The sequence below is a fragment of the Herminiimonas aquatilis genome (assembly GCF_042665175.1).
Lineage (GTDB): Bacteria > Pseudomonadota > Gammaproteobacteria > Burkholderiales > Burkholderiaceae_D > Oxalicibacterium > Oxalicibacterium aquatilis.
In genome coordinates, this window is sequence record NZ_JBHTCC010000007.1 from 1 (window position 1) to 15,426 (window position 15,426).

A 15,426-nucleotide genomic window follows, 5' to 3' on the forward strand; every position below is an offset into this window, starting at 1 on the left:
CAATCATCAGTCGGGAGCACAAACAAACTCGCCTTCGGCTCAAACAGGTTTGCGCTCTTTATCCGCCCGACGACCGTTTGCCTTGGCAACGTCGCATGCGGTTAATGTCAACTGCAAATCCAAAACCAAAACCAAAACCAAAACCAAAACCAAAACCAAAACCAAAACCAGAGTCTGAGCAACAGAATCAGCTATTTCGTAGAGCTGTTTTTTAAGTTGGCCTTTGACTGTGCTAGTGCTACTGAACTGCCGGTGAAGTTAAACCGCTGTGACGCTGCCGTTTGTGCGTAGCAAAAAATGGAAATAGAAGTGAACGCTGTTTGAGCGAAGCGAGTTTCGTTCGCTTCCCATTTTTTGATTTGCACAGACGGGGACCCGAAGGGCAGCGGCTTCGCGGTCGCCTTTCTTTGCCTTCTTTCTTTGTCGAAGCAAAGAAAGAAGGTGGCAGCCGGGCCACCCCGGCAACTGCGCCATACGAAGACATACACCCATCAACACCAAAAAACCAAAACCAATAACCCAATAAAAAAAGCGCCCCGAAGAGCGCTTTTTTCATCACAGCAAAAGATTATTGAATCTTCGCTTTGGTACGCAGTTGCTGTTGGAACGCTTGCAGTTTTTTCTGTTGCAGGCCTTCTGCGATTTGCGGTTTGACTTCTTCCAGTGTCGGGATCTTCGCTGCACGTACATCATCCAGACGGATCACGTGGTAACCGAATTGTGTTTTAACCGGTGTGTCGTACAACTGACCTTTTTGCAGGGAAACCATCGCGTCCGAGAAGGGTTTGACGAATGCTGCTGGTGCTGCCCAATCCAGATCGCCGCCGTTGGCTGCTGAACCTGGATCTTTGGATTGCTTGGCCAGATCTTCGAACTTGGCGCCGGCTTTCAGCTTGGTGATGATGGCTTTTGCATCTTCTTCTTTTTCAACCAGGATGTGGCGAGCGTGATATTCCTTGTCGCTGGCTTGTGCCTTGAAACGGTCATATTCAGCCTTGATGTCTGCATCCTTGACCGGATTCTTTTTCAGGTAATCGGCAACCAGTGCGCGGATCAGGATCGATTGACGAGCGATTTCGACCTGGCTTTTGACATCGGCATGAGTGCCAAGACCAAGCTTGTCGGCTTCCTGGATCAGGATTTCGCGGTTGATCAATTCATCCTTGATCATGGCGCGCAGTTCCGGAGTATCTTGCTGGCCTTGCGCAACCATTTGCTTGACCATCACATCCGCGCGGGAAGACGGTACCGGTTTGCCATTCACGACAGCCAGATTTTGTGCCATCGCAGGCAGTGCAGCAGATACGAATAATGCGACCAGCAGATGAGCAGGTTTGAAAGTCATATAAATTCCTAATGGAAGTATTTTATTAGAGGGTACGGCAATCGATCTATTTTTATTGACTACAGCGCGCGTCAGATTTCTGATGGCGCCAAAGCGGTAATGGCTAACGCATGTATTTCTCTTTGCATCATGTCATCCAGGCAATCATACACCAGCCTATGGCGTTGTAAACGACCCTGTTTTTCAAATCTTTCTGAAACAATGCGCAGTCGATAGTGACCACCGCCTGAGGCAGCACCAGCATGGCCTGCATGTAATGCTGACTCGTCTACCAGTTGACATTCCGATGGTACAAAAGTTTCAACGAGCCGCTCACGGATACGATCAATTCTGTCGCTCATTGCGGTTCTTTCAGATGTTTTGACAGCAACAGACTTTGCACAATAATGAATGCAAACATCAATCCCATACCGCCGAATAACTTGAAGTTGACCCAGCTTGCCGTGGAAAAATTAAAAGCCACATACAGATTCAGCAAGCCCATGGTCATGAAAAAGGCAACCCAGGACAGATTGACTCGACGCCATACGCCTTCCGGTAATGTCATTTGCTTTTCCATCATGGTGCGGATCAGATTTTTCTTCAGGAATATCTGGCTGAACAGTAGTGCAGCGGCAAAACACCAGTACAGAACGGTAGGTTTCCACTTGATGAACGTTTCATTGTGGAAGTAAATCGTTGCACCGCCGAAGAATACAATGATGGCCAGCGAAAGCCACAAGGTGCCATCGACTTTTCTCTTGCGCGAAAGCAGATAACCGATTTGGAAAATGGTGGCGATGATTGCAATAGCGGTTGCCAGCAAGATAGGGGCTTGCGTGATGGTGACCTGCCCGCCAGAAACCAGGCCGGCAAGAAATTGCTGGCCGAATGACTGTGCAGCTTCGGCATTGCCTTCACCCCATTTAAATACGACGAAGAAAAGAATGACTGGGAAAAGGTCGAACAGAAATTTCATTTAGAAGTGCCTTCAGTCAGGTCGGGAGTCGCATCGAAGCGCAGCGATGCCGAGTTGATGCAATAGCGTAAGCCTGTTGGTGGTGGGCCGTCGTTGAAGACGTGACCCAGATGCGCGTCGCAGACATTGCAGATGACCTCGGTACGGATCATGCCGTAGCCGCGATCGACTACTTCCTTCACGTTTTCCGGGTTGAGTGGCGTGAAGTAGCTAGGCCAGCCGCAACCGGAGTCGAACTTGGTATCGGATGCAAACAGCGGCGTATTGCAACACACGCAAGTGTAAATGCCGTGTTCGTGGTGATCCCAGTAGCGGCCGGAATAAGGCGCTTCAGTCGCAGCGTGACGGGTAACGTCGTACTGTTCGTCATCCAGCATTGCGCGCCATTCGGCGTCGGTCTTGATTACTTTTTCAGTCATGATGAACAACTCACTTCCAGATCGTTGGCCCAGTCGGGCGGTAAGGCTGCATATTTCTCGTTTTCAGGTTGTTCGTCAAACGGTTTTTCCAGGACTTGCAATAATTTTGCGACTTCGGAAAAGTCCTTATTTTGCGCTTTTTCGATCGCGATTTGGGCCAGATAATTGCGTAAAACGTATTTGGGGTTGACTGCGTGCATTGCAAGTTTGCGCGGCGCATCTGCGCTGTTTTCGGCCTTAAGGCGTGCAATATATTGCTGAGCCCAGACATCAAACGCGGGGCGATCTATAAACAAATCGCGTACCGCTTCCCAACTATCAGCGACATCAATCTTCACATTGCCCAGACTACGGAAGAACAGCGTGAAGTCGGCGTGACTGCCGTGCAGTACTTCAAACAGACCATCGAATAATTTTCCATCATCTGGTTGGCTGGTTTGCAAGCCTAGTTTGGCGCGCATCAACTCCTGGAATTTTTCGGCAAAGGCAGGTTTGTAGATGCGCAAGGCGGCTTGGGTCTCTTCGACTTCGCCGATCAAAGGCAACAATGCCTGGCCCAGCGCATAGCAATTCCATTCACCGATTTGCGGTTGGCGCGCGTACGAGTAGCGGCCTTGCTGATCGGTGTGATTGCAGATGTGGGTGGCGTCGAATGCCTCCATGAAGCCGAAGGGACCGTAGTCCAGCGTCAGGCCGAGTATCGACATATTGTCGGTATTCATCACGCCATGCATGAAGCCGACCGCCTGCCAGTGCGCAATCATGTGTGCCGTGCGCATGGTTACTTCAGTCAATAGCGCCTTGTAGGGATTGTCTGCAGTCTTGAATTGCGGATAAAAATTGGCGAGGACGTAGTCCGCCAACGTTTTCAGTTCATCGTGTTTTTCATTGTAAAACCAGTGTTCGAACGAGCCGAAGCGCACGAAACTTTGCGCCATGCGGGTCGCGACTGCGGCGGTTTCACGCTGTTCCCGCATCACGATCTGGTCCGAGCCGGTGACGCATAAGGAGCGCGTGGTGGGAATGCCCAGGGCCGCCATCGCTTCAGAGCATAGAAATTCGCGTATCGATGAGCGCAGCACGGCGCGGCCATCGCCCATGCGTGAGTAAGGCGTCAGACCGGCACCTTTCAATTGCAGTTCCATGCGACCGGATGGTTCGATAGCGGGGGCAGCAACATCGCCCAGCAGAATGGCGCGGCCATCACCCAACTGTCCAGCCCATGTGCCGAATTGATGACCCGAATACACGGCAGACAAAGGCTTGGAGTCGGCAAGGATCTGATTGCCGGTAAAGACGTCGATGAAAGTCGCCGCATCTGCACCCACATCTGCATCGGCAATATCCAGGCCGATCAAGGCCGCGGCCGAGGCGCTGGCACATACCAGATAAGGTTTGGGGAGCGGTGTTGGCATCAGTGCCGTGTAATGCGCAGACGGCAAATCGGCAAAGGAGTTGGCAAGTGGCAGTTGGTCTATGCGTTGACCAGCTTGCGGCGGTAGTGGGGCGTTCATGTCAATTCCTTGAATTTCTGCAAACCTGCGAGTAAGAGCGATTGAATAAAGTGCGTATCTGATCAAGAGCGAATGAGGAATGATTTGGCCACGTTTCCAATCACGGAAATGGATTGATTTCTGATACTTTGGTTTGACCACGCGCAGGACGAAAACGCGTATTTTGACAGAGAAGATCAAATCAGATGCGGCAGGGCTGAAATAGTTTCCTTGATGCATTTTTTGAAACAAAAATTACCATATATATGGTATAAAAATGCCTACTATTGCTTATAAGAAAATACGATGCTACTTCGCGCTTTCTCTTTGCCGTTATCTTTGATCGTCACTGCCGTTTTTTCCTGTGCATACGCGCCGATTGCACAGGCCGAAAATGTGAAAATCGCCTTTATCGATCCTTTGTCCGGCCCATTTGCGCCTGTCGGACAAAATCTCTTGCACAGTTTTCAGACTATCGCCGAATTGGCTAATCAAAAGAAATGGGGCGGAGACCATACGCTGGAAGTGGTGGGTTTCGATAACAAAGGCAGCCCGCAAGAATCGCTGATTCAGTTGAAGTCCGCCATTGATCAGGGTTATCGCTACATCACGCAGGGCAATGGTTCAGGCGTTGCGATTGCGCTGCTGGATGCCGTAAACAAGCATAACGAGCGCAATCCGGGCAAGGAAGTTGTATTCCTCAATCACTCAGCCGGTGATCCGGTTTTAACCAACGGAAAATGCAGCTTCTGGCATTTCCGTTTCGATGCACATTCCGAAATGAAGATGGAATCGCTCACCACGTATATGGCGAAGGATCCGAACATCAAGAAAGTGTATGTGATCGGTCAGAATTACGCATTGGGACAGGAAGTTTCGCGCACCTCGCGTATTTACCTCGCTCGCAAACGGCCGGACATACAGATAGTCGGCGATGATTTGCATCCTATCGGTCAGGTAAAAGATTTTTCACCCTACATTGCCAAGATAAAGGCATCAGGTGCAGACACCGTCATCACTGCCAACTGGGGTGCTGATCTGGCTTTGCTGATCAAGGCGGCGAAGGATGCGGATCTGAAAGCGAATTTTTACACTTATTATGCAGCGACGACAGGCGTGCCAACTGCGATGGGTGCCGCCGGGCTGGATAGGGTCCGCTACATCGCCAACTGGAATCTGAATAACGAAACCTATGCCGGCAAGGACATCATTCATCAATTCAAGAAAAAATATAATGATGACTACTATGCGATTGCGCCCTATACGATCATGGCGATGATGGGAAAGGCGTTCATGGAAAGCGGCTCAACTGATCCGCTGAATGTTGCACTGGCAATGGAAGGCATGAAAGTAAAGAGCCTGAACGGTGAGGTCGACATGCGCAAATCCGATCATCAGGCACAACAACCTTTGTACATCGCTACCTGGGTCAAGAAAAATGATACCGACGTCAAATTCGATCAGGAAGGCACCGGTTACGGCTGGCGTACCAACCAGAAAATCGATGCTTACGTCGCGGCGCAGCCCACCTCTTGCCAGATGAAACGTCCCAATTAATTGCACAGCAAGGTAGTATTGCAAAGCTGCAGATTTTGTATTGCAGACCTTGCGCAACCCGGCCTAGCGCCACGCGCGTAAACAGGTAGGCGCGCCTTAGGCGCTGCAATCAAACAGGGAAACCGGTTTCTTGGAATTTACGCTGATCTCATTGCTGAACGGATTGAGCTACGGCTTGCTGCTGTTCATGCTGTCTTCCGGATTGACGCTTATTTTCAGCATGATGGGTGTGCTGAATTTTGCGCATGCCAGCTTCTACATGATCGGTGCTTACTTCGCCTACAGCATCAGTACTGCGATCGGCTTCTGGCCGGCGCTGGTGCTGGCACCGCTGGCGGTCGGTCTGCTCGGCGCGCTGGTTGAACGCTACGGCCTGCGCAAGGTACATAAGTATGGCCAGATCCCGGAGCTGCTGTTTACCTATGGCCTGTCCTACGTGATCGTCGAACTGGTGCAATTATTGTGGGGACGCGTTGCGGTGCCGTATGTCATTCCCGCCGAGTTGCAGGGTTCGCTGTTCACGCTCTACACCACCACCTTCCCGATCTATCGCGCGTTCATGATGTTGATTGCAGTGCTGATGCTGGTAGCGATCTATCTGATGTTGACGCGCACCCGGATAGGTTTGGTGATTCAGGCGGCATTGACGCATCCGCACATGGTCGAAGCGCTGGGGCACAATGTGCCGCGCGTATTCATGTGGGTATTCGGCGGTGGGTGTGCGCTGGCCGGTTTGGCTGGCGTGATAGGTGGCAATGCCTTCGTGACCGAACCGAATATGGCGCACGCCTTGGGCAGTATCATCTTTGTCATTGTCGTGGTTGGTGGCATGGGATCGCTGACAGGTGCTTTGCTGGCATCCTTGCTGATAGGCGTGTTGCAGACCTTTGCGGTTGCGCTGGATTTCTCAATGTTGAGCATGCTCGCTGCATTGGGCTTCAATATCGATCAAAACACATTCGGCTATGCCGCCCTGCAGCTAACGATCTCACAACTTGCTCCGATCCTGCCTTATCTTTTGCTGGTCCTTATATTGATCTTCAGGCCAAAAGGTCTGATGGGATCGAGGGAAGGCTAGCGCGTGCAAAACTTCAATTGTGGCCGCTGGATAGTATGGGGTGGATTTGCCCTGACTTTGCTGCTTGCTCCGCTGATTTTCAACAAGGGTGCATCGCTATCGCTGCTGTGCCAGATGGGCGCTTTCATCATTCTCGCCTTGTCGTACAACATGTTGCTCGGACAGGGCGGCATGCTGTCCTTCGGGCATGCCGTGTATTCAGGCCTGGGCGCATTCTGTGCGATTCATGCGCTCAATCTTGCTGCCGCCGGCAGTGTGACTATCCCCGTTAGCTTGATTCCATTGGTGGGCGGTTTTGCAGGCATGTTCTTCGGAGCACTGTTTGGCTATGTGACGACCAAAAAATCCGGTACGACGTTTGCGATGATCACGCTAGGGATGGTGGAGCTGGTGTTTGCATGCTCGCTGATGTTCCCGAAATTTTTCGGCGGCGAAGGCGGTATCTCGACGAATCGCGTGATGGGAGAGCCTTTTTTCGGGATCAGCTATGGGCCGCAAATTCAGGTTTATTACCTGATCGCATTCTGGCTCTTTATGAGCACCATCGCGATGTTCGCATTTACGCAGACCCCGTTGGGTCGCATCATCAACGCAGTGCGCGACAACCCCGAGCGTGCGGAATACATAGGCTACGATCCGCAATGGGCGCGTTATCTGACCATGATGCTATCCGCATTCTTTGCCGGTATTTCTGGCGGCTTGACCGCGATAAATTTTGAAATCGTCAGCGCCGAAAATGTCAGCGCCTTGCGATCCGGTTCTATCTTGTTATTCACCGTGATTGGCGGCACAGGATTTTTCTTCGGCCCGATGATCGGTGCTGTTATTGGCGTGTTTCTGACGGTGATGTTGTCGAGCTTTACCAGCGCCTGGCAACTTTACTTCGGTGTGATTTTTGTATTGATGGTGATGTATGCGCCCGGCGGGATTGCCGGTTTGCTCATGCAAGCACACGCTCTGGCCGGAAGTGGAAAAATCAGATATGTAGTGCCGCATCTGGGCGTTGCTTTGGTGGCAGCGCTGTTGCTTGCGACAGGATGCGTGATGATGGTCGAGATGCTGTATCACCTGACTCTACATGCAGCAGATGGCAGCAGCTTGCCTTTGTTCGGTTTCGTTATTGATACGGCGCAGGCATACGGCTGGTTGCTGGCGATAGTCTTGATGGCTGCAGGTTTGCTGGGCTGGATCACTGCAAGGAAAAAACTGGTCCAGGTCTGGAATCCAGTCGATGCGAAAGATCTGGATGCAGAACAGCAGGTGCATGTATGAGTGCACATATATCGGCAACTGAGGGTTCCGTCCTGCCTCCACCGAATCTCGCGATTGAGCTCATCAATGTACGCAAGAATTTTGGCAAAACCGAGATCATACGCGGGGCCAATTTGCACATAACGCAGGGGCAGCGGCATGCATTGATCGGGCCGAATGGCGCTGGAAAATCCACATTGTTTAATTTGATCTCGGGCCGTTTTCCTCTGGATAGCGGCGACATTTTGCTGAACGGGACCAGCATTGCCGGTAGCAAACCTCATCAGATCAATCGACGCGGACTATCTCGCAGCTTTCAAATCACCAACATCTTCCATCGTTTAAGCGTGTTTGAAAACGTGCGTTGTGCATTGTTATGGTCGCTGGGCTATGGCTATTCATTCTGGCATCGCTTGAATGGTTTAAAGGATGTCAATGAGCGTGCTGAAAAAGTGCTGGAAGAAATTGGTTTGCAGGCGAGAAGAAATATAGAGGCGGGTTTGCTCAGTTATGCCGAGCAACGTGCGCTGGAGATAGGTATCACGATCGCCGGTGGTGCTGAAGTGATTTTGCTGGATGAGCCGACGGCGGGCATGAGCCGCTCCGAAGCGGAAGCCGCAGTTGAATTGATACGCAAAGTCACCATCGGGAAGACCCTGCTAATGGTCGAGCACGACATGAATGTAATTTTCGATCTGGCAGATCGCGTGGCAGTCTTGGTGTATGGCGAAATCATCGCGTGCGATACACCGGATGCTATTCGCAGCAATCAACAAGTGCAGCAAGCGTATCTGGGTAGTGCGGCGCAAAGCGAGAACAGCGTATGAATGCACTGCTCGAAATCAGCAATCTGCATGCCTACTATGGCAAAAGTCATGTACTGCATGGCGTTGATCTTGTGGTCTATCCAGGCGAGATCGTCAGTCTGCTGGGACGCAATGGCGTCGGTCGTTCCACCACGGTCAAGGCGGTAATGGGCATGGTTGAGGCAACCGGGACGCTTAAGTTCAAAGGCGATGAATGCCTGGGTTTGAAGACTTTTGAGCTTGCGCAAAAAGGTTTGGCGTATGTCGCAGAAAGCCGTGACGTCTTTCCCACGCTGACGGTTGAACAGAATCTATTACTAGGCGAAAAAAGAAACAGGCAGTCGCGCTGGAGCGCGGACGATATGTATCGCTTGTTTCCACATTTAAAAGCACGTCAGCATGTCGCAGCTGGTGTGTTGTCTGGTGGCGAACAGCAAATGCTGGCCTTGTGTCGCAGCCTGATGGGTGATCCGGACTTGATCATGATCGACGAGCCGACCGAAGGCCTGGCGCCGCAGATCGTCGCGCTGGTGGCGAAATTTCTAAAGGAATTGGTCCAGCGTGGGGTATCGGTTTTGCTGATAGAGCAGAAGCTCGATATCGCTTTGGAAATTTCCCAACGCGTCTATGTAATGGGACATGGGAAAATCGTGTTTGAGGGGACGTCGCACGATTTTCAATTAGATGCAGCGATACGCAAGGAATGGTTGGCAGTCTGATGCATCTTGTTCAGTAAAGCAGCTAGCCCATCTATTTGCCGCCGGGACTTTCAAGCTGGAGTGTGCACGGCGATGCACGGATGCCGCGTTCTACCTTGCCGGAGTTGGGATCGGCCGGTACTTCATCATCGATTTCACCATCCGGGTTATGGAAAGCATGCAACTTCGGATTCAATAGTGAGAGGAGTGTAGGCACACGTTACACATTAAGTGATGACGGGATGTCTAGCCAGAGAATATGTTTAATTCGAGTTGCAGGAAATAAAAGAAGTCTTGTTTGCTCATGCTTGACGTTTGCTGCTATCGCTGGCGCAAACCCGATTCCGTCCACTTTCCTTGGCTTCGTATAGCGCCTGGTCGGCTGCCAGTACAAGATCGGCTGGTGAATTATTTTTACGGAATGGAATGAACGAGGCTGCGCCGGCGCTGATAGTGACGGCACCTCCCACATTTTCCGCATGTACGATGTTGATTGCTTGAATTGCCATGCGAACGCGTTCAGCTACTGCGACGGCACCGGCAGTATCGGCGCCGGGTAACAGGATGGCGAATTCCTCACCGCCGTATCGTGCAACCAAATCGCCTGGTCGTGCCGAGGCCGTCTTCAAGGTCTTGCTTATTTTTTTCAGGCACTCATCGCCTTGCGGGTGACCGTACTCATCATTGTATTTCTTGAAAAAATCGACATCCAGCATGATCAGCGAGAGCGGGGTCTCGTTACGCATGGCACGTGCATATTCTTCATCGAGTGCGGCATCGAAACGACGCCGATTCGCTAATCCGGTCAAGCCATCCTCCAGCGCCAGGGCAGCGAGTTCCCCATTGATTCTTTCCAGATCGTCCCTGGCCGCGCGCAACTCGGATTGTGCGTGTTCGCGCTTGGCAATCTGACGAATGAGGTGCAGGCCCAGTATCCATAAAAGAGCAATGACGATCGTGCTCACCAAACTGAAACGGATGGTTTCTTCACGCCAGTCGGTGAGAACTTCATCATTTGAAAAGGCGACTGAAACAAAGAGCGGGTAGTGATCCAGATGGCGATAACTATAAATACGTTCCACGTTGTCGAGTGATGACGTGATGACGGTCGTGCCTACAGGACCGTTACGCACGTAGTATTGATAGACTGGCCCATTTTTCATATCGGTGCCGACTAATGCGTCGTCGAATGGACGACGTACCAGCATGGTGCCACCATCATTTAGTAATGCGATTGAGCCTAGTTCGCCAATATCAAAACTTTCGTAAAAAGATCGAAAATTCTGGATGTTGATTGCAGCCAGCGCCACGCCGGCAAAGCTACCATTGGCATGTTCCACTCTACGTGACACGGTAATGACCCATTCCCCTGTGTAACGACTGTGTACGGGCGGGCCTATATAAGGACCGCGGTCTACGTGTTCCCGATGAAAAATAAAATACGCGCGATCACTGACATCGATCTTCTTTGACTCGGTTCCCCATGAATCTGCGACGGACTTGCCTTGCTCGTTGTAGATGGAAAGGCTGTCTAATACGGGAAGATCAGCGACGCGATCCTGCAAGTAAGTATTCAGGCGATCAAGGCGTGTGCTCTCCCGGGTATTTTGTTCCCACATTTCAACCAATCCCACCAGCACATTGTCGATGCCGCCTATCGTATCTTCAGCGTGCTGAGCGAGTGCTTTCGCCATGTTGCTGGTGCTGGTTTGCGCTTCGTGCAACTTTGCCGTATGGGTATTCCAGCTATTCCATGCCAGTATGCAAATGAAAACGAGGGTAACAACGAGGACAAAGGCGCAAAGCGCGCCTTGTATGGAAAGCTTCTTAGTGGTTTTGCGGGAGGAGGGGGGCGAAACAGTCAAAATTATTGCCAAGATTGAACATGCCTTGATTATAGCGTATCAATGGCATGCTTTTCCCGCATACGCTGCTCGTGCCAGGCGTGCTTTCGCTGTTATTAGAGCCAATATTCCAGCCGACGCGCCATCCATTCGCGTAGCCGATCCGAAGCCGGACGTTGCTCCCATTTTTCAGGAGTGATTTCTACAGAGTTTTTCAAGTCTTCATTGAAAGCGCTTTCCATCACCGTACCGAAATTCTGATCGATGGCAATCAGGTTAACTTCACTGTTATGCAAAAAGCTGCGCATATCCAGATTGGTCGAGCCTACTGTCGACCAGTAACCATCGATGACGGCCGTTTTTGCGTGCAATACCGATGCTTGCAATTCAAAGATACGTACACCGCTGGCCATCAATTGGCTATAGAAAGATCGGCCGGCATGTCTTACCAGGCCGGTATCTGATACGCCGGGGAAGACAATCTTTACATCGACGCCGCGTTGCGCTGCTTTCGTGAGTGCATCTACCATTTGTGCATCCGGCACGAAGTAAGAGTTGGTAATGTGTATGGATGTCTTGGCTTCTTGCATGGCCAAGATGTACGCCTTGTATATCTCATAGTCGCCATCAGGTTTGCTACCGATCACGCGCACAATTTTGTCGCCTACAGGCTTTAGTTGTGGGAAGTATTTCCTGGCGGCGATATCATCAACTTTTTGACTGACCCATGTTTCCATGAACAGCCACTGGAAAGATGCGACTGCCGGACCTTCGACCTGGATATGGGTGTCGCGCCAGCCTATATTAGAGCGTTTTTTGGAGCGTGAACGGAATAGCGAACTTGAAGAATAGTCATCTGTAATATTGATGCCACCAGTAAAAGCGATCATGCCGTCGACGACCAGAATCTTGCGGTGATCGCGATTATTCAAGCGCCAGGAAATCATGCGTTTGAAGGGATTGACCGGGTTGAACTCGACGACGCTGATACCGGAGTCACGCAACTTCTGGAAAAATTCGGGCGGTGTATCGAGGGAACCGATGCTGTCGTAGATGACGTTGACCTGAACACCTTCGCGTTGCTTTTGTATCAGCAGATCGGCGAATTCTCCACCCAGTCCTTCCTGATCAAAAATATAGGTTTCCAGATTGATATTGTCTTTTGCATCCTTGATGGCGGCCATCATCGCCTTCATCGTCTGCGGGCCGTCATTCAGTAATGTGAGCTTGTTTCCGGCGATTAAAGGACTTCCGGTCGCGGCTTCTTCCAGTGCGGCGAGTTCAGGCAAATCCACCTTTGCATTCCGCAGTCTTTGTGCGAGCAGGGATTCAGTTTTATGTTTTGATAACGAGCCGTTTGCGGTTTGAATCGTGGCAGAATTTTGAGGTTCCAGCGATGTCTTTAAATATTGAACATCGGGCAATGAAGCGCAAGCGCTCATCGAAAGACAAAGTGCCACGAAAGGAAGGCTCTTCAAGAATTGAACGCGAAATCGATTATGCATGATGATTTTATATTTTAGATTGTTCAACAGAATCAATACCAACGTGATTTAAATCCCCGTCAACCGAGGCAGTATGCAATTCTTTTTCTGCATTCCGAAAATGAATGTACATGCATACCCAAGATAATCGATATGACAGCGAAAGCTTTAAAAAGTTGGTTTCAAAGCAAACTTTCTTTTCGCTATGTAATTATGTATAGACCTACCTGTAATTTTTACATCTACGGGTTTCTGCATGGTGAATCTAAAGTATTTCATCCATCTGCCGTTATAAAATAAGAAGCGCTATTTCAGGCGTAAAGAGGCGAATATGGACGTAACTAACATTGCGAATCTGGCGACAAATCTGGCGCAACAGCGCAACGATATGGATATCTCGGTAGCTGTTTTCAAAAAAGCATTGGATGCACAAAGCTCGGCGGCGCTTTCCTTGATTGAAGCTATCCCGACCGTATCGCTTCCTCCTCATCTGGGTAACAACGTCAACACAAAAGCTTGATCACCAAAGACGTTTAATGATCGTCTTGTCGGGATTGCAATATTGAATCTGCGTCCTCATCTGCTTTTCTTCAAGAAAACAGTGAGGTAGACAATGGAAACAGCAGACGCAATACTTGAATTCTGGTTTGGCTCTGACCTTGATGATGCAAAGGTTGCCGAACAAAAGAAAAAGCTCTGGTGGTCCAAGGATGTCGCGGTTGATGACATCATCTTGCAGCGCTTCGAAAAATCCACCTTGTCTGCAGCAGATGGATCGTTGAGCGCGTGGGAATCCACGCCGCGCGGATTACTTGCGCTGATTCTACTGACCGATCAATTTCCCCGTAATATGTATCGCGGCACATCAAAGTCATTTGCATTTGATGCATCTGCATTGCGATTGATCAAGCGTGCGCTGGAGCAGGGCCTTGTTCAATCCTTGCGACCGATTGAACGTGTGTTTGCTTATCTGCCGCTGGAGCATTCTGAATCGATTCAAGATCAGGAGCGCGCAGTGAAATTGTTTGAGCAGCTAGCAAACGAAGTGCCTGCTATACATAAATCCACTTTCGAAGGTTTTTCCCGGTTTGCGATTCGTCATCGCGACGTCATCGCCCGGTTCGGGCGCTTCCCGCATCGCAATGAAATTCTGGGACGCACTTCCACTGACGAAGAAATCGCATTCCTGAAGACAGCTGGCTCTTCTTTTTGATGCTGCCGCTGATAAGTCTGCCTTCGACCTCAAGCAGACACCTCGCATCCAACCAATTCTGATGGCACACGGCCGACGATGAGCGCAAACAGTCAAAAAATACGATTTTTTCGAAGAAGAATTCCGTCGTTCGAATGCATCCCGGACTGCCACGACTGCTGCGGTCCAGTGACTGCCTCGTCGGAGGAGATGGCGCGACTGCCTGTCAAAAGCAACGTCGATCGCGAAAAATCTCTCGCTGAGTGGCGCTGTGTGCATCTTGGTGAACACGGCTGTGAGGTGTACGATGAACGTCCATTGATTTGCCGATTGTTCGGTACTATCAACACGCTGAGATGTCCGCGCGGCAGGCAACCAAACATGTTGGCCGATCCAATGATAGAGACGCAGATTTTTGAATTCATGCGTCACACGCGTCACGTGTTGGTCTGAGTCAGAAAAAAGTTAGTTGATATTATCTTTGCAAACGCAATCTCATTTTTATGAGAAATATAAACAGATAGACGTCAGCGTTTGGCCGAAAACGGATTTTCAATAACGCCAGCTAGGCCAATAGTCCATGAGCTGGGAGATAGAAATTCGGACTAGTAAGACACTAGTTGCCTGAATAAAGCACACGGTTATTTGTTAGCCGTATGATTATGTTTTTGTGGCTGGTGAGATTGCCAGCAGGCTGTCCAGCGGTATCGATGAAATTGGAATAGCTATAGACGTCGATGGCATCGTTATACCGTTTCGGCAGCGGCACGTTGACGATCGACGCCGGGGGGACTTGTAACGAGATGATCTCGATGGCCGTCGCCTGTCCGTTAATCAAACCGGTTTTCTTGTTGAACCATTCACGTGACGTAGTCGGCAGCAAGCCGATAGAAGTGATGTCGTACACAAACACGATGTCGATTGCCGTCGCAGTATTCTGATTAGCACCGCTTTCAGCAACGATCTGGATGCTGCCGATTGTCGTTTTCTGTGACGTGCTGCAGCCCACAAGTGTCGACAACAGTACAAATAATGAAATCAGATAAGCGCGCATAATTGAATTAGGAAAAGACCATTATTATTTTAGAACGAACGATTGTTTTCGACGGCGGTTTCAACCGGTGGATGCAACACACTAAAGGCTATGCAGATAGCGGGAGTGTGTCATGGTTCGCCGAACAAGGATCATTTATACCGATAGCCAGAAGGCTCTGATGTGGGATCGCTGGAAGAAGGGAGAATCTCTCCAGCAGATTGCTCAGCTATTCGATCGAAACCATTCGTCTGTGCAACGCATTCTG

At 50.3% G+C, this 15,426-nt stretch carries 17 protein-coding genes and 2 pseudogenes; 10 read left to right on the forward strand and 9 right to left on the reverse strand.

Annotated features, from left to right (window positions below):
* A pseudogene (locus ACFQO0_RS16725) lies at positions 1-215 on the forward strand (hypothetical protein); the annotation flags it as partial.
* A gap of 353 nt (positions 216-568) precedes the next feature.
* On the opposite strand, the gene ACFQO0_RS16730 reads toward ACFQO0_RS16725, so the two are convergent.
* The 5 genes from ACFQO0_RS16730 to ACFQO0_RS16750 all read right to left on the reverse strand — a co-directional run bounded on the left by ACFQO0_RS16730 (position 569) and on the right by ACFQO0_RS16750 (position 4,236).
* Positions 569-1,345 carry a peptidylprolyl isomerase gene (locus ACFQO0_RS16730; protein ID WP_382236962.1) on the reverse strand — a complete coding sequence of 259 codons (777 nt, stop codon included), beginning with the start codon at positions 1,343-1,345 and terminating at the stop codon, positions 569-571.
* Positions 1,346-1,416: 71 nt separating this feature from the next.
* Entirely contained in the window at positions 1,417-1,686 is a 270-nt protein-coding gene (locus ACFQO0_RS16735) for a BolA family protein (RefSeq protein WP_382236965.1), read from the reverse strand.
* A complete protein-coding gene (locus ACFQO0_RS16740) occupies positions 1,683-2,303 on the reverse strand; it encodes a septation protein A (RefSeq protein ID WP_382236967.1) in 621 nt (206 codons plus the stop codon). The genes ACFQO0_RS16735 and ACFQO0_RS16740 overlap by 4 nt, the downstream gene beginning before the upstream one ends.
* The gene (gene msrB / locus ACFQO0_RS16745) at positions 2,300-2,722 is read right to left on the reverse strand and encodes a peptide-methionine (R)-S-oxide reductase MsrB (protein ID WP_382236970.1); all 423 of its coding nucleotides are present in this window, start codon (positions 2,720-2,722) and stop codon (positions 2,300-2,302) included. Before msrB ends, ACFQO0_RS16740 begins: the two co-directional genes overlap by 4 nt.
* On the reverse strand, positions 2,719-4,236 hold the full coding sequence (locus ACFQO0_RS16750; RefSeq protein ID WP_382236973.1) for a protein adenylyltransferase SelO: 1,518 nt from the start codon (positions 4,234-4,236) through the stop codon (positions 2,719-2,721). The genes msrB and ACFQO0_RS16750 overlap by 4 nt, the downstream gene beginning before the upstream one ends.
* A gap of 285 nt (positions 4,237-4,521) precedes the next feature.
* Between ACFQO0_RS16750 and ACFQO0_RS16755 the strand changes: the two genes are divergently transcribed.
* From ACFQO0_RS16755 to ACFQO0_RS16775, 5 genes are all read left to right on the forward strand, one after another.
* A complete protein-coding gene (locus ACFQO0_RS16755) occupies positions 4,522-5,772 on the forward strand; it encodes a branched-chain amino acid ABC transporter substrate-binding protein (protein WP_382236976.1) in 1,251 nt (416 codons plus the stop codon).
* A gap of 130 nt (positions 5,773-5,902) precedes the next feature.
* Positions 5,903-6,850: a branched-chain amino acid ABC transporter permease gene (locus ACFQO0_RS16760; protein ID WP_382236979.1), complete on the forward strand. Its 948-nt coding sequence runs from the start codon at positions 5,903-5,905 to the stop codon at positions 6,848-6,850.
* Positions 6,851-6,853: 3 nt separating this feature from the next.
* Positions 6,854-8,122: a branched-chain amino acid ABC transporter permease gene (locus ACFQO0_RS16765; protein ID WP_382236982.1), complete on the forward strand. Its 1,269-nt coding sequence runs from the start codon at positions 6,854-6,856 to the stop codon at positions 8,120-8,122.
* Complete coding sequence (locus ACFQO0_RS16770; protein ID WP_382236985.1) at positions 8,119-8,928, forward strand: ABC transporter ATP-binding protein; 810 nt, start codon at positions 8,119-8,121, stop codon at positions 8,926-8,928. Before ACFQO0_RS16765 ends, ACFQO0_RS16770 begins: the two co-directional genes overlap by 4 nt.
* Positions 8,925-9,626 (forward strand): ABC transporter ATP-binding protein, encoded by a 702-nt coding sequence (locus ACFQO0_RS16775; protein ID WP_382236988.1) that lies wholly within the window; start codon positions 8,925-8,927, stop codon positions 9,624-9,626. Before ACFQO0_RS16770 ends, ACFQO0_RS16775 begins: the two co-directional genes overlap by 4 nt.
* A gap of 31 nt (positions 9,627-9,657) precedes the next feature.
* On the opposite strand, the gene ACFQO0_RS16780 is transcribed toward ACFQO0_RS16775, so the two are convergent.
* The 3 genes from ACFQO0_RS16780 to cls form a co-directional block, all read right to left on the reverse strand.
* On the reverse strand, positions 9,658-9,822 hold the full coding sequence (locus tag ACFQO0_RS16780) for a hypothetical protein (protein ID WP_382236991.1): 165 nt from the start codon (positions 9,820-9,822) through the stop codon (positions 9,658-9,660).
* A gap of 85 nt (positions 9,823-9,907) precedes the next feature.
* Positions 9,908-11,482 carry a sensor domain-containing diguanylate cyclase gene (locus ACFQO0_RS16785; RefSeq protein ID WP_382236994.1) on the reverse strand — a complete coding sequence of 525 codons (1,575 nt, stop codon included), beginning with the start codon at positions 11,480-11,482 and terminating at the stop codon, positions 9,908-9,910.
* Positions 11,483-11,565: 83 nt separating this feature from the next.
* A complete protein-coding gene (cls, locus tag ACFQO0_RS16790) occupies positions 11,566-12,954 on the reverse strand; it encodes a cardiolipin synthase (protein WP_382236996.1) in 1,389 nt (462 codons plus the stop codon).
* 310 nt (positions 12,955-13,264) lie between these two features.
* Between cls and ACFQO0_RS16795 the strand changes: the two genes are divergently transcribed.
* From ACFQO0_RS16795 to ACFQO0_RS16805, 3 genes are all read left to right on the forward strand, one after another.
* Complete coding sequence (locus ACFQO0_RS16795; protein WP_382236999.1) at positions 13,265-13,453, forward strand: YjfB family protein; 189 nt, start codon at positions 13,265-13,267, stop codon at positions 13,451-13,453.
* Between the two features lie 93 nt (positions 13,454-13,546).
* Entirely contained in the window at positions 13,547-14,146 is a 600-nt protein-coding gene (locus ACFQO0_RS16800; RefSeq protein WP_382237001.1) for a DUF924 family protein, read from the forward strand.
* A gap of 78 nt (positions 14,147-14,224) precedes the next feature.
* Positions 14,225-14,578, forward strand: a complete 354-nt coding sequence (locus tag ACFQO0_RS16805; RefSeq protein ID WP_382237004.1) for a YkgJ family cysteine cluster protein — start codon at positions 14,225-14,227, stop codon at positions 14,576-14,578.
* Positions 14,579-14,741: 163 nt separating this feature from the next.
* On the opposite strand, the gene ACFQO0_RS16810 is transcribed toward ACFQO0_RS16805, so the two are convergent.
* A complete protein-coding gene (locus ACFQO0_RS16810; RefSeq protein WP_382237007.1) occupies positions 14,742-15,179 on the reverse strand; it encodes a hypothetical protein in 438 nt (145 codons plus the stop codon).
* Positions 15,180-15,291: 112 nt separating this feature from the next.
* On the opposite strand from ACFQO0_RS16810, the pseudogene ACFQO0_RS16815 reads away from it, so the two are divergent.
* Positions 15,292-15,426, forward strand: a pseudogene (locus ACFQO0_RS16815) (IS30 family transposase); the annotation flags it as partial.

What these genes read in the sequence shown, in the direction of transcription:
- ACFQO0_RS16810 (WP_382237007.1), bottom strand. Translation starts at nt 15,179, where the DNA reads ATGCGCGCTTATCTGATTTCATTATTTGTACTGTTGTCGACACTTGTG.
- ACFQO0_RS16770 (WP_382236985.1), top strand. Translation starts at nt 8,119, where the DNA reads ATGAGTGCACATATATCGGCAACTGAGGGTTCCGTCCTGCCTCCACCG.
- ACFQO0_RS16755 (WP_382236976.1), top strand. Translation starts at nt 4,522, where the DNA reads ATGCTACTTCGCGCTTTCTCTTTGCCGTTATCTTTGATCGTCACTGCC.
- ACFQO0_RS16730 (WP_382236962.1), bottom strand. Translation starts at nt 1,345, where the DNA reads ATGACTTTCAAACCTGCTCATCTGCTGGTCGCATTATTCGTATCTGCT.
- ACFQO0_RS16735 (WP_382236965.1), bottom strand. Translation starts at nt 1,686, where the DNA reads ATGAGCGACAGAATTGATCGTATCCGTGAGCGGCTCGTTGAAACTTTT.
- msrB (WP_382236970.1), bottom strand. Translation starts at nt 2,722, where the DNA reads ATGACTGAAAAAGTAATCAAGACCGACGCCGAATGGCGCGCAATGCTG.
- cls (WP_382236996.1), bottom strand. Translation starts at nt 12,954, where the DNA reads ATGCATAATCGATTTCGCGTTCAATTCTTGAAGAGCCTTCCTTTCGTG.
- ACFQO0_RS16740 (WP_382236967.1), bottom strand. Translation starts at nt 2,303, where the DNA reads ATGAAATTTCTGTTCGACCTTTTCCCAGTCATTCTTTTCTTCGTCGTA.
- ACFQO0_RS16800 (WP_382237001.1), top strand. Translation starts at nt 13,547, where the DNA reads ATGGAAACAGCAGACGCAATACTTGAATTCTGGTTTGGCTCTGACCTT.
- ACFQO0_RS16805 (WP_382237004.1), top strand. Translation starts at nt 14,225, where the DNA reads ATGAGCGCAAACAGTCAAAAAATACGATTTTTTCGAAGAAGAATTCCG.
- ACFQO0_RS16775 (WP_382236988.1), top strand. Translation starts at nt 8,925, where the DNA reads ATGAATGCACTGCTCGAAATCAGCAATCTGCATGCCTACTATGGCAAA.
- ACFQO0_RS16750 (WP_382236973.1), bottom strand. Translation starts at nt 4,236, where the DNA reads ATGAACGCCCCACTACCGCCGCAAGCTGGTCAACGCATAGACCAACTG.
- ACFQO0_RS16795 (WP_382236999.1), top strand. Translation starts at nt 13,265, where the DNA reads ATGGACGTAACTAACATTGCGAATCTGGCGACAAATCTGGCGCAACAG.